Origin of the sequence: Flavihumibacter fluminis, assembly GCF_021491375.1 — a bacterium.
GTDB classification, from domain to species: Bacteria; Bacteroidota; Bacteroidia; order Chitinophagales; family Chitinophagaceae; genus Flavihumibacter; species Flavihumibacter fluminis.
Genome location: NZ_JAKEVY010000005.1, coordinates 179,838 through 194,232, shown reverse-complemented (window position 1 = coordinate 194,232; position 14,395 = coordinate 179,838). Strand labels below are relative to the sequence as shown.

The window sequence follows — 14,395 nt, the reverse complement described above, 5'->3', positions numbered from 1 at the left end:
TTCTATCTGGTTAGTTTGAATGTCCGAAGAGAATCGTTATTCGAACTAACCAGAACCGCGAATCCCGGTCCTTGCTTTAGTAATTGCATATCTTTCACATTGTAGGGTACAAAAAAGCCTGATTCCTCTATTCCGTATGGTTGAAATTGAAGCTTACCGGTTCCTTTTAAAAATAAACCCGGTGATGCATCAGCAGGAGTAGTTTCCACTTCTACATCGAACTTATTTCCGGACAATAAGATATCAGTATACCCATCTGCATCAAAATCATGTACTATAATTCCATTTACTGTTGACAATTGCGCTTCAACCGGTAATCGTTGTTGTTTTAACTTACCTCCCTCATTAATAAATAGCATACTCGAAAACTGATGCGCTTTGTAATGAAGTGCGGATTCAATCTGATCACCCAGAATTGTTTTCAAATCGGATTCAGCAAAGGATAAGAAAGTTGGGAATTTCTCTGCTATAAACGGACATTGTTGCGATGTGCATTCCCTTCCCCGAATAGGCACCTGCGTAGTTCCGTTGTATTTGGCAAGAAAAATATCATTGGTGCCGTTATTGTCAAAATCTTTTGCAAAGACCTCGAATGGTTTTTTTGCACTTGCTTTGAATTTGTAATTTTCACCGAGATTACCTGCGATCAGATCCAGGTCACCATCCTTGTCAATATCCGCTGCTGTAATTTTATTCCACCACCCTTCCGTACCATTTAACTGGAATTGAACTGTACGCTCTTCCATTTTACCCCCCACAAATGAGAAAATCCGGATAGGCATCCATTCGCCCGAAACTACCAGTTCAGCTTTTGTATCTCCGTCCAGGTCAGCCCAGGTGGAAGTATGTACCATTCCAGGTTCAAGGAGTGCGGGAGCCAGTTCTTTCGTTCTGTCCACCAGTTTTCCATTTTCATTTACCAGTAGGTAACTCCTTGGCGCATAAGGGTAACGATGAGGAACAACCCTTCCGCCTCTGTATATATCCAGGTCTCCATCACCATCAAAATCAAAAGCTGATACACAGGATCCACTACTGGCAGTAGGCAATAGTTCCCTTTTGGTAAACTGTCCTTTTCCATTATTGATGTAGAGCCTGTCCTGATATTGTTCAGCTCCTTCCGGAAAGGCTGCCCCCCCGCTTACCACATACAAATCAAGATCTCCATCAGCATCCACATCAGCAAATAGCACACCTTCATCTTCATAGGCAGCATCATCTTCAAATACGGCAAGAGGCTGGGCCAGCAATTTACCCCCCTGTTGAATATATAAACGTCCGGCCTGTCCGGCCGCCCCTCCAACAAAAACATCTTCTTTTCCATCACCAGTTACATCACCGAGGGTAATGAATGGACCTGATTTTGAAAACATGTGTGGCAATAAGATCTGATCTTTATATTCATCATATTCGTTTTCCCGGTGAACAAAGGGAGCAGAAAGCAACCCTTTTTCTGCTACAAATAAGGGCTGATTTTGTGTTGGGCTTGCAAATGGAATCTCTGCATCTGTATGCCAAATCTTTATTTTTTGATTCGTTTCAGCTCCACTTATTCTATTTTCCTTTCCATCTAACCATCTGACAACTATACTATCAATCTTTTTAATTTGACCCAGGCCAAAATGAATCAGCGGATCATTGGACGACAAATATCCTCTTACTGTTTTCTGTTCAAAATACTGCTGCATTTTACCTTCATAATACAAGGATATTTTTGCACCGATTCCATCTGGATTTCCCTTAGGACCATGCAGTTTCAATTGCAGAAAACGGTGTTTTCCGTTGGATGTATTTTCATACAAATGAGCTTCCATTTCCAGGTTGTTGATCACAAGATCAATATCGCCATCATTATCAAAATCAGCGATCGCTGCACCATTTGAAAATGTACTGTCTTCAAATCCCCAGCTTTCCGATACATTATCAAAATGGAGGTCTCCATTGTTTTTGAATAGATAATTACGAACTTTTATCGGATCATAGATTTCAATATACTCCTTGAATCCACGCTCAAACATATCATCAGCCGATGTATATTTATGAACATTCGCCTTTACATATGCGTTCTGTTTTTCCAGGATATCTCCGTCAAATAAGTCACGCCGGTATCCATTTGCTACAAATATGTCCCGGTGTCCGTCGTTATTAAAATCTGCCAGTAAAGTTGACCAGCTCCATTCAGTTTTGGAAACTCCTGCAAGCTGAGCTATATCACTAAAGAAAAGATTTCCCTGGTTGAGGTGTAAAACATTGTGCATGTACTGACGCTGAAATCCACTGTCAACAATCGCCCAGAATCCTTCCACATCCATACGGGGCATAGATACTTTGGATCGTTTATAATTTTCCGGTAACATTTCCATTACCATAATATCTTCCCTTCCGTCATTATTGATGTCAGCAATATCAGCACCCATTGAAAAAAGGGAGTTGTGATTGGTTGCTGTTTTTATCAGATCTTTAAATGTTCCATCTCCCTGATTAATGAACATGTAGTCGTTATCTGCATAATCATTGGAGATGAAAATATCCTCATACCCATCATTATTCAAATCTGCATTGGTAACTGAAAGCGCATATCCATAGGTATTTCCGATCCCGGCCTGTTTACCGATTTCTGTATACCTGCCCTGATCATTGCGGTAAAGTTTGTTCCGGCTATGATCCGGAGGGTTTCTTTTTCCTTTTACCATCTGGGACAATCCCAGGTAAAAGGAGTCCGGTCGTGCTGCAATATAAAGATCCAGGTCATTGTCATTGTCCATATCAAAAAACAACGCCTGCTGCGAATATCCACTATCTGCTATGCCATAGGAAGCAGCCATCTCTTTAAATTTCTGATTCCCCTGGTTTACATACAACAAATTTTTTCTGGATGCATCTGTATCCCTGTATCCTCCTTTACACACATAGATATCCATCAACCCGTCGTTGTTAATGTCTACCATCGTAACTCCATTATCCCAGCCTTCACCTCCATCCACACCGGCTTCTGCAGTAATGTCTTTGAATTTTAAATCACCCAGATTCAGATAAAGTTTATTAGGGACTTCATTGCCGGTAAAATAAATATCAGGCAGACTATCATTGTTAATATCACCAACTGCTACTCCGGCACCATTGTACACATAAGCGAAACTGTCAAAATAGTTTTTGTGATAATTTTCATCCACCAGGTTCATAAAGGTTATACCACTTTCGGTGGAAGGCAGTTTGCGGAATATTTTTGTTTCGGCAGTCTTGCCAGGCTGATTCTGATTGCAGGCAACTAACAGGCTAATAAATGCAAAAAGCAGCCCCAGGTCACGAACTATTTTATTTGCAGGCATAATGTTTAGTATTATTCAGGCTATTTATTTTTTTCCGGTAAATTGACGGTATTTATGCCAGATGGCTCCTGCAATGCTTCGGCCTAATTTTAATCCTTCAGTATTTTCAGATTGAATATGATACCCACCCATTACGCGTGAAATTCCAGCCATTTCTGCTGTTTCAGTAAAGGTGGAAAAAAACAATTCCACTGGCTTTCCCGCACGATCCGGCTCGGTTAATGCTCCAGGAATCAGGGTAACATGATGCCCGAAACGATCATTCCCTTTGAATAAGCGAAGGATCTCAGCACAAGCTGCACTAACGGTACTGTGACCAGATACATAAGAGGGAAAAGGCGGACATAAAAAGGATTCGGGGGAATAAGGTCGCCAGTGCCGCCCTTGAGCCATTATCATACCCTTTTCCGGACCTGCCCACAACTTAATAATCGAATCCGCATAAAGCTCATGAACCAGCGAATAAGGTCTTGCAAAATCATATTGCATTTTGGCATCCCAGCATGCGATAAAAGCATCCATCGCGGCAGCTTCAATCAGAAAGAACATTTGAACATCCTGATCCAGGGTGTGTTGATCCCTGATGGAAACCTGTTGCCCAAACATAAACCAATGGCCTGCCTGTTGTACCGATTTTGGCCCGTCGCGCATGAATTCTACCAGGGCCTTATGTTCATCTGTAAGCTTACTCTGAAGTTCCACCACCTGCCGGATTTCATTTTTGAGTTGTTCAGAACCAATCGCAGGTGGCGGCCCCGGTCTGAACTGACTGGCGGAATCTATCAATAAGGGTTTAACCAACCCCCAATGAGGGGTAAGGCAGGATGGGGCAAATCTTCCTCCTTTTCCATCTGAAAAATATTTCGGCTGCCACCTGGCCAGCTCAACCAAATGGTCAGCAGTATTTACAGGTTGATAAGCGGTATAATCAGCGTAAGCCATCCCATCTGAGCCTGGAGCATCGCCCAATTGATTGGAGCCATCCCGCGCTCTTTTTTCTGATACTTGTTTCGCGGCAAGGTTCCCAATACCGATTGCAGTACCTGGATCAACTGAAAAGTTATCGGGATTCAAACCCATTTTTATCATTGTCTCTTTCAGTAGCAGCGAATCAGCATAAAAATAAATAAGTGCAGTCCGATATACTGCATAACTAATTGCTAGCTCTTTATTTTTCAGTGTCCGTTCAACAGCCGGACGGCGCTCCACATCAGACAAATATACCGGAACAGCCTTGTCATCATACCTCGACCATGCGTCATATGCTGCTGTCCAGATAAGTCCCAGAAAACGGGAGGTAACGGTGGGGCGTGGCCGAAAACGATCCGTATCATTTGCGGTGCAGGTCATAATCACTTCACCCCATTGATGAGCGCGATTGTTTTTTCCAGTTGGTTCTTTAAGGCCCGAAGGTTGCGTTGAACCGGCTATGCTCAATAAAAGGAACCCGAAAAGGAAGAAATGCCTAACCATAATAAACTGCTTAAAATGGAAAGGAACAGGAAGAAAAATCCTTCCTGTTCCAGAATATGGATAACCAAGCCATATGCTTTTCAGCCTCTTACTAACTATTCATAACCAGGATTTTGCGGGAATGCAGGACCTTCTGTTACAAGGTCAATTTGTTCCTGGGGTATCGGTCTCAATCGATGATGCTCCTGTACTCCATCCGCACCTTCAGGGTTGTAGGCTTTTACACGTTGTACAAGCCTTCTTGTACGCGCCAGGTCCCACCACCTGGTATACTCACCAAAAAGTTCCCGGCTGCGTTCATCAAGTAGAAAATCAATCGTCATGTCAGCTGCACTCACTTGCTGAGCAGCAACTGCAGCATTGTATTCAGCCGGCGTTTGATTCGGTTTAAGTGCAGCTCTTGTCCTCAATACATTTATCATGGCAGCAGCATCCTGTGGAGTTGCACCTCCCTGAATAGCTGCCTCAGCTGCTATCAGATATACTTCTGCAAATCGGAAGAGTATGAATGGGCGATCTGAGTAATCATTCATATCGGCCCTTGTAGAATCATCCCATTTCCGAAGATTTGGATAATAACTGGCTGTGTACCGGACAGTGGCACCTGGCAGATGCTCCGGTTCAAAAATAACTCCTTTAAAATTGGCTCTTTCCTGGCTGGTCACAACTCTGTCAGCCATCCAGATAGATGTATCGACACCATTGATCAACTGACCACGCGGAGTAGTAGCACCAGGTGAACCAACTGCTGACATAGGAGAACTATTCGATAACCATACTGTTTGGAAGGTACCATCATAACGGGAATCTGTTTCCCGGTTAGCGAATGCCACATCAATAACATATCGGGTATTGGGACGAATCCGCTGGAAAGGTCTTCCATTGTTTACATCACGCACGGTAAGATTGGCTCCACCACCTGCCGGATAGTTGGCATTAATCGCAGGATAGTTGGGGCGAAAGAAGAAATTCGATTTGTTCTCCTGAGGATTGGAGGCAAAAGTTCCCGGATTTGAATTCTGGCCAAATTTAAGATCCTTGGTACGATCAATCACCATCAGCACTTCCGGACTGTACTCATTTCCTTCCTCAAACACAGAAGGGAAATAAGGCATTAGGTCTAAACCGTACTGAGCCTTGTTATCAATCAGGTCTTTTGCAATGGTGTACGCACTGTTGAAATCACCAGACTGTGCAGCAGATGACCAGCCTCTCCATAAATAAGTTTTGGAAAGCAGAAACAAAGCAGTTGCCTTGGTAGCTGGTTTGCCTGTTCCAGGCGCAGGGAGGCTAGGCAAATCCTGCGCGGCTTCTGTTAAATCTTTAATGATCTGTGCATATACTTCTCCTTCCGGAGTGCGTGAATCTGCCGTGGATTCTTCTGTATTAAAGTCAATGTGCAATGGAACATCGCCGAAAGTAGTTACCAGGTAGAAATAGCAGAAAGCACGTAAAAATTTGGCCTGTGCCAATACCTGGGTCTTGGTTGCTTCCGGCATATTGGCCGCAGCCCCATATTCGAGCACACCATTCGCTGTATTGATATTAATGAACATGGAATTCCAAAAACCGGCATAGTTGTTTGCTTCTGTCCTGATCTGCGCATTATTGAAAGTGTACCAATGCTGCACATCCGCTGCCGCTCCTTTCTGAAATTCATCACTACCTGCATTAAAAAGCTGCGTGAAAATTTGTGTACCCCAATGACCGCGGAAGGAAGAATAAATACCTGCAATACCACCCTGGATACCTTCCGGGGTGCGGAAATAGGATGGATCAATTCCCGCTCTGGGCTGTTCATCCAACACCTTGCTACATCCTGCCGCAATAACTGAAATCAGGGCAAGAACTAAACTGTAGTTAATTATTTTTATACGCATCGTTTGATTTTTTTCGGTTAGAAATTCAGGTTTACGCCAAAAATGAATAACCGACTTGGCGGAACACCCATACCCACAGTAATGGCCCTGGTTTGAACAGGAGATCCACCACCTGCATTGGAGTTGACAGCATTACCAGTGCCGTTTCCTTCCGGATCAATTCCCAATCCATCGCGAACCAGCGGCGCCCATAAAATGAACGGATTCTGAGCAGATACATACACCCGTAAAGATTGCATCTTCAGCTTTTCTAACATTGCCTTTTTGAATGTATAGCCAAGATCAATAGTCCTGATTTTGATGAAAGAACCATCTCTGTAGGTTAATGTGGAAGTATACAATTGAGCATCACGGCTTGCATCAGGCTGAGGAAAGTCGTTGGTTGGATTGGTTGGTGTCCAATAGTTGATTTTGTGCTGATTGACACGGCTGTTCAGGAAGAAGGGATAACCTGCAGCACCTCCATCAGCAGACAAATAGGTAGCTGCTACAGTTTGACCAAATCTTCCAAACATTACTACGTTCAGATCAAATCCTTTAAAGCTGAAACTATTGGTTAAACCTGCTACCAGGTTGGGTTGAAAATCACCAATGATCTGGCGGTCTTCCGGTCCAATTGCGTTATTTTTATTAACATCTTCCAACTTTATATCACCAGGAGCCTGCCCGTATTGTGCAGCTTCTGCTTCCTCTCCTAATTGCCAGATACCGATTTTCCGAACATCATAAATCACTGTCATCGGCTGACCAACAAACCAGCCATTCGCAATATCCTGCTGTAATCCCTGTTGAAGGGCAACAATTTTTTCACGATTGAAAAATGCATTTACATCTGTTCTCCAGGTAAAACCACCTGGTTTTTTAGCCTGAATATTATAACTGCTTAAACTGAATTCCATACCATTGGTGGCAGTTTCACCCACATTGGTTAGAATAGAGTTGGCTCCCTGGCTACGTGGCAGGCTCTTACTCAGCAGGATATCTGTTGTGCTGGTATTATAATATTCAATTGTACCGGTCAACCGATTGTTCAACAATCCGAAATCAAGTCCGAAGTTGATACCTCTTGTTTTTTCCCAGGTGAGATTAGGGTTGGGAATTGTATTAATAGTATAACCGTTTACAAAATTCACAAGTGGTGTTGTACCCTGTCCATAGTTATAGAAACCGGTACTCAAACTTCCCAGGGTAGTATAAGGATTGATACCCGCGTTTGAACTGATACCCCAACCCGCACGTAGTTTCAGGTTACTGAAAATATCCTGGTTTTGCATGAAGCCTTCGCGGTCAATATTCCAACCAAGTGAAAGCGCAGGATAGGTTACCCATTGATTACCTTTCGCCAATACCGAAGCTCCATCAGCCCGGAAGGTTGCAGTCAACAGGTATTTGTCATCAAATGCATAGTTAATCCGTGCCATGTACCCGATGATGCCGGATTCACTGTACTGGCCAGCCTGGGGATTGATAGAATTAACCAGTTGGAAATTGTAGTCCTCAATATAGTTGGCAGGAACTCCCTGACCTGTCCAGCCCTGCGACTGGAAACTGTTCTTCTGAACTTCTTGCAAAACAAGCGCCTGGACTTTGTGTTTGTCTGCAAACAGTTTATTGTATTCAAGCGAATTATTAATCGTATACTGCCAGCCTTCAGCATTTGACTGACTCAGGTTGGATCCTGCAGTATTGGTATTGGTATTAAAGATGGTACCCGGACCATTATAATTACTGTTGAAGGTCTGGGACCAGCTAAATCCAAAAGTAGTTCTGAATTTCAGTTCTTTCAGAATTTGCCACTCACCATACACATTGTGCTGGAATTGAAATCGGCGGCTTCTCGCTTTAATGAGGTCATTGTTGCCAATAGCTGTAAGCGGGTTGAATGTATTATTATCAACCCCTTGTTGAACAGTCGGCTGAAGATTTAGTGTCCCATCTTCATTGTAGGGCTTGTAAATCGGGCCGATCCGTGTTGCAGTACCAAATGCATTGGTCCCTACCCGATTGGAATAAAACATGGTATTAAAGCTGGTGAACCCTATTTTCAGCTTGTTGCTCATTTTATGATCAATGTTGACACTGAAAGAAGGGCGATCGAGTGACTGATCATGAACGATACCAGTTTCTCGGTAATAACCCAATCCAAAGAAATACTGGGTTTTATCAGTACCGCCACGAACACTGATGTCGTGCCCGGTCCTTAAACCGGTGGTCAGCAGCAGATCCTGCCAGTCTGTATTTACACCTTCCTCGAGGTTGGAAACTTCAATTGGTGTAAGCGCATACGGACTAATCACATTGGGGTTGGTTTGGAAAGCTGGCTGTCCCTGGCGGGCATCCTCCTTAAACTGGGCGTATTCCTGCGCATTGAATACACGCCATGTATCAATGGCCTTAGACATACCCGCATACCCATTGTAGGTAGTGGTTGCCTTACCCGAGGTACCTCTTTTGGTGGTAATGATTATTACACCATTTGAACCCCGTGAACCATAAATGGCAGTTGCGGAGGCATCTTTTAAAATGTCCACATTGGCAATATTATCCGGGTTAATATCATTTACACTACCACCGTATACCATTCCATCCACCACAATTAATGGATTATTATTCCCTGTAATGGAACGGTTACCACGGATACGTATCTGTCCGGCGGCTCCAATTTGGGTGCTGTTATTCACAATATCCACCCCAGCAGCCCGGCCTTGCAACTGATTGAAAATATTCGGAGCTTTTATTTCATTCAATGTTTCTCCTTTTACTGAAACTGTTGAACCCGTAACATCTCTTTTTCGCTGTGTTCCATAACCCACTACAATTACCTGATTTAGATCATCAGCACCTGCTTCCAGGGTAATTGAAAACTGAGTTTTTCCATTGATAGCCAACTCTTTAGTAGGGTAACCGACAGAAGAGATAACCAGGGTTCCATTAGCGGGGGCAACGATGGAAAATTCACCATTATCGTTGCTGCTAACCCCGTTACCTGTGCCCTTGATAACCACAGAAGCCTGGGGGATGGGTCTCCCCTGCCCGTCTGTGATGCGCCCGGTAACCGGACTTTGGGCAAAAACTGGCACTGCTATTAGGCTCAGCGCCACAAGCAGAATCGTTAGTACTTTCATAATCGTTAGAATTTTGGTTTTTGCAATCGATTGCAATAATCGTCTTTTTATTTGTTTTTTCATAATGATTTATGAAATCTTTTTTTTGATCAGCAATTCAGACGTGTTGAACAGCTTTTGGATGAGTCAAGAGTCCTTGCCGGTAGGCCGGACGGCTGTGGAGGAGACATGATTCCGGGGATCCCGGATTTTAATTGGACTGAAGAATAGCTTTGGAAATGGCAGCATGTAAATCGTATTTGGTTATTAGCAGTTATTTCAGTTCACCCAATAATCAGGTTTTAATTTAAATGTCGTTTTTACATTTTATTGTTTTTATTTGTTAGGAATTAGACCATGACTGTTTCGTTAGACTATTAATGATCGTGAAGATATTAGCAAGGAAAAATGAACCATAGCACATTTGTCGAAACTCATGGAACAAATGTTTAAATTCCTCCAGCATCATCTAAGAAGCTGATTTTGAACGAATGCCTTCTGCTGTATGAATAGAATTTTGGGACTACTCATGTTTGTATTGGTGCCGGTCTTTTTCTACCAGGGGCAGGCTCAACCCAATCAGATTAACCTTATAGCAATTACGACGAAAGACGGACTATCATCAAATTCCGTGAATGTGTTATTGAAGGACCGATCGGGTTGGCTTTGGGCAGGCACGGAAGATGGATTGGCCCGTTTCGATGGTACCAACTTTACCATTTACCGGCGAAATGAAACGAGAGAAGGTACTTTAATGGCAAATGAAATTTTGAGTCTACACGAAGATCCGCAAGGGAATTTATGGATTGGTACCAGTGGCGGTTCCTTAAGTAAATACGACCGCAGGACTGATAAGTTTCAGCATTATCCGGCAGTTAGAAAAAAAGATGCGATCCAGAACAATGTAATCAGAAGTGTCATCAGCGATTCAAAAGGAATGATCTGGGTTGCCCATTTCGATGGTATAACTTTATTGGATCCGGCAACAGGTTCAACACGGGACCTGGAAATTAATCCTTCATCCGGCATCTCTTCTATCCAAACCCCTCCAACCTGTCTGTTTGAAGACAGCCGGCATATTATCTGGATTGGTTCAGGTAAAGGATTACATCTCTACAATCCGGTTACCAAAACAGTAAAATACTTCACAAAATTGGCGGATCCTATGGCTACCCAATCAGACGAAACAATCAATGCAATAAGAGAAGATAAATCCGGTACACTTTGGGTTGGAACAAGTCATGGCTTATTTCGTTACAATCCTACAAATCAGTCTTTTTCAAAAATTGCTTCCCATTCGGTAAATGCGCTCGCAGACGATGGTCAACATTTATGGATAGGTACATCTGAAGGACTTGAAATCATGGATTTAAGAACAGGAAGAACCAATAGTTTCAGACAAAATCAGCGAAATCTGCACAGCCTTTCTGCCAAACAGGTACGAAGTATTTTTATTGATAACCAGGGGATTTACTGGATTGGTACGGTTGGGGGTGGTATCAATAAATTTGACAGCAATCTGAATCTCTTTAATTATGTCCAGAGTAATCCATTTGATAACTATGGACTAAATGACCCAATTGTCAAAGCTTTTGCGGAGGATTCAGATGGTAACGTATTTGTTGGTACGGAAGGGGGAGGATTGAGTTTGTTTGATCCCAAAACGAAAATATTCAAACAGGTTCTGATTCCCTCAGAACGTGGGACCTCCAACACTGAAATTGATGTATTAACGCTTAAAAAACTCTCGAATGGAACCATCTTAATTGGAACGTATGGGGATGGACTTCTTGTGATGAATCCAGCCGGAAAAAGCATAAGACGCATTAAAGCTGGAAATAACTCTTCCATGCTGAATGCCAATGAGGTATTTGTGGTGAGTCCAATGAAAAACGGAGAGATCTGGCTGGGAATGAATGGCCAGGGAATCAATGTACTAAATTCAGATTTCAAGGTGATTCGTCGCTATACTCCTTCCCCCAAACAGCCTAACGATAGTTTGCTTCCAATTAATGGTTATATCAGAGATATTGTGGAAGATGCCGACGGAAATATATGGATAGCTACACACGGTGGAGGAGTAGCTTGTTTTAACGAGAAACAAAATGAATTCAATGTCTACAAAAGCAGCAATAGCAATTTGCCAAACGATAAAATACAATGCATTCTAAAAGATAATAAGGGGGATTTATGGATGGGAACTTTTGGCTCAGGGGTTGTCAGGTTCTCAAAAGAAAAAAAATCATTTCAAACATATGCTGAAAATAACGGCCTGGCCAATAGTATGGCTTATACTTTACTGGAAGACGAAACCGGGTTGATATGGGTAAGCACGAATAATGGAATCAGCAGCATAGATCCGAAAACGAACAACATAAATAATTATGGATCGCACAATGGATTACAGGAAAATAACTTTGTTCGGGGTGCTGGAATTAAGCTTAGAAATGGAGACTTGTATTTCGGCGGGAAAGAAGGTTTTAATTATTTTAATCCGGAAAAACTGATAAAAAACAATAATATTCCGATTGTTACCCTCACAGATTTGAAAATCGGAAACCAAAGCGTTCAGGCATCCAAAGATGGACCTGTTACTGATCACATTTCGGTTGCAAAAGAAATCAACCTGGATTTCAAACAAAATTTTACACTGGAATATATTGGACTGACTTATACTGCTCCATTACAGAATAAATATGCTTATAAACTGGAAGGTTTTGAAAAAGACTGGAACGAGGTTGGTAACAAAACAAGTGCCTCGTATACCAATCTGGATCCTGGGAATTATGTATTCCGAATAAAGGCAAGCAATAATGATGGGTTATGGAATGAAGCAGGAAATTCCATCCGTGTAATTGTACATCCGCCTTTCTGGAGAACCACTTATGCTTATATTTTTTATGCATTACTTACACTTGGAATATTACTATACATCCGCTATTTATCACTGCAAAAATGGAAAAAGAAATTTGCGCGCGAGCAGGAACAGTTAAAAATTGAACAGGAACGCCGTGAGGTAGAACGGGTTCGTGAACTAGACCGATTAAAAATAAAATTTCTGACCAATCTTAGTCATGAATTCAGAACTCCCATTTCATTGATCCTGGGTCCGGTTGAAAGTTTACTTCTGCGGGAACATGGGAATGATTCCAAACAATTGCTATTAGTAAAACATAATGCAAAACGCTTACTAAATCTTGTAAACCAGCTACTTGATTTCCGGAAAATGGAAGAACACGAATTAAAACTCCTGCCAACGGAAGGTGACCTAGTTCCATTCATGAAGGAAATCAGTCAGGCATTTGTTGACCTGGCAGAAAGAAAAAAAATCGGTTTCAGCTACACCAGTTTAATAGAGAAACTGCACACCAGTTTTGATCATGATAAATTAGAAAGAATATTATTCAATATTCTTTCTAACGCGTTTAAGTTTACTAACAAAGGTGGCTCCGTGCACATGTCTCTGAACTGGGCAAAACGCACTACCGCAGAACAAACCTGGGTCGAAATTACAATTGCAGATACCGGAATCGGAATTCCGCAGGAACAGCAATCCCGCATTTATGACTTGTTTTTTCAACATCAGTCACCTGCCTCCATCTTAAACCAGGGGACTGGAATCGGATTATCTATTACAAGGGAATTTGTAAAAATGCATGGTGGCGATATTGAATTGGAAAGTACTCCGGACAAAGGAACTACTTTCAGAATTTTACTTCCGCTCACCCTGCTGGAGGAGCCAGAACAGGAAGGCAAACTGGCAGAAGCAAACTATTCAGTACCGGGTAAATTAATGCAGGAGGTTGTTAATCCGGTAAGCAATACTGTAACCGGACCGCTACCCTCTATTCTTTTAGTAGAAGACAACGATGATTTTCGGTTTTATTTAAAAGACAATCTTCGTTTGCATTATAAGGTTTTCGAAGCAACCAATGGCAAGGAAGGATGGCAAAAAACCCTGACGCATCATCCCCAACTTATCGTTAGTGATATTAGTATGCCTGAAATGGATGGAATTCAATTCTGCCAGAAAATCAAATCAGACAAAAGAACCATGCATATTCCAATCATCCTGCTAACAGCATTAACGGGTGAAGATGACCAGCTTAACGGATTAAAAACAGGTGCCAGCGATTATATCACCAAGCCTTTCAATTTTGAGCTTTTAAATGCAAAAATTAAAAACCTGTTGCTGCTCAACGATACCTTAAAAACAACCTATTCAAAACAAATTAAAGCCCTGACTCCAGAAATTGAAATTCAGTCGGCCGATGAAAAATTATTGCATACGATTTTAAAGTACCTGGATGAAAATTTGAATAATTCCCAACTTTCGGTAGAAGAGTTGAGCAGGCATGTAGGCATGAGCAGAAGTTCACTTTATAATAAACTGCTGGAATTAACCGGACAAACTCCCGTTGAATTCATCCGTTCGATCAAACTTGAAAAAGCCGCCGTATTACTTGAAAAATCAGATATGAATGTTGCAGAAATTGCTTATTCAGTCGGGTTTTCAACCCCTAATTATTTTGCAAAATCCTTTAAAGCAAAATACAATTTACTTCCATCCGAATACATGATAAAAACGAGAAAAGAAAATGTGAATTAA

At 42.1% G+C, this 14,395-nt stretch carries 5 protein-coding genes; 1 reads left to right on the top strand and 4 read right to left on the bottom strand.

Features of this window, described 5'->3' with window-relative positions; translation table 11 throughout:
- Nucleotides 1–2: 2 nt before the first annotated feature.
- From L0U88_RS18420 to L0U88_RS18405, 4 genes are all read right to left on the bottom strand, one after another.
- Nucleotides 3–3,329: a VCBS repeat-containing protein gene (locus L0U88_RS18420; protein ID WP_234867949.1), complete on the bottom strand. Its 3,327-nt coding sequence runs from the start codon at nucleotides 3,327–3,329 to the stop codon at nucleotides 3–5.
- Between the two features lie 24 nt (nucleotides 3,330–3,353).
- On the bottom strand, nucleotides 3,354–4,802 hold the full coding sequence (locus L0U88_RS18415) for a vanadium-dependent haloperoxidase (protein WP_234867947.1): 1,449 nt from the start codon (nucleotides 4,800–4,802) through the stop codon (nucleotides 3,354–3,356).
- 95 nt (nucleotides 4,803–4,897) lie between these two features.
- Nucleotides 4,898–6,682 (bottom strand): RagB/SusD family nutrient uptake outer membrane protein, encoded by a 1,785-nt coding sequence (locus L0U88_RS18410; RefSeq protein WP_234867946.1) that lies wholly within the window; start codon nucleotides 6,680–6,682, stop codon nucleotides 4,898–4,900.
- Between the two features lie 17 nt (nucleotides 6,683–6,699).
- Complete coding sequence (locus tag L0U88_RS18405; RefSeq protein ID WP_234867944.1) at nucleotides 6,700–9,807, bottom strand: SusC/RagA family TonB-linked outer membrane protein; 3,108 nt, start codon at nucleotides 9,805–9,807, stop codon at nucleotides 6,700–6,702.
- 484 nt (nucleotides 9,808–10,291) lie between these two features.
- Between L0U88_RS18405 and L0U88_RS18400 the strand changes: the two genes are divergently transcribed.
- Entirely contained in the window at nucleotides 10,292–14,395 is a 4,104-nt protein-coding gene (locus tag L0U88_RS18400; RefSeq protein ID WP_234867942.1) for a hybrid sensor histidine kinase/response regulator transcription factor, read from the top strand.

Bases quoted from the DNA above. Each gene is read 5' to 3' on its own strand.
- L0U88_RS18420 (WP_234867949.1), bottom strand. From the start codon at position 3,329: ATGCCTGCAAATAAAATAGTTCGTGACCTGGGGCTGCTTTTTGCATTT.
- L0U88_RS18415 (WP_234867947.1), bottom strand. From the start codon at position 4,802: ATGGTTAGGCATTTCTTCCTTTTCGGGTTCCTTTTATTGAGCATAGCC.
- L0U88_RS18410 (WP_234867946.1), bottom strand. From the start codon at position 6,682: ATGCGTATAAAAATAATTAACTACAGTTTAGTTCTTGCCCTGATTTCA.
- L0U88_RS18405 (WP_234867944.1), bottom strand. From the start codon at position 9,807: ATGAAAGTACTAACGATTCTGCTTGTGGCGCTGAGCCTAATAGCAGTG.
- L0U88_RS18400 (WP_234867942.1), top strand. From the start codon at position 10,292: ATGAATAGAATTTTGGGACTACTCATGTTTGTATTGGTGCCGGTCTTT.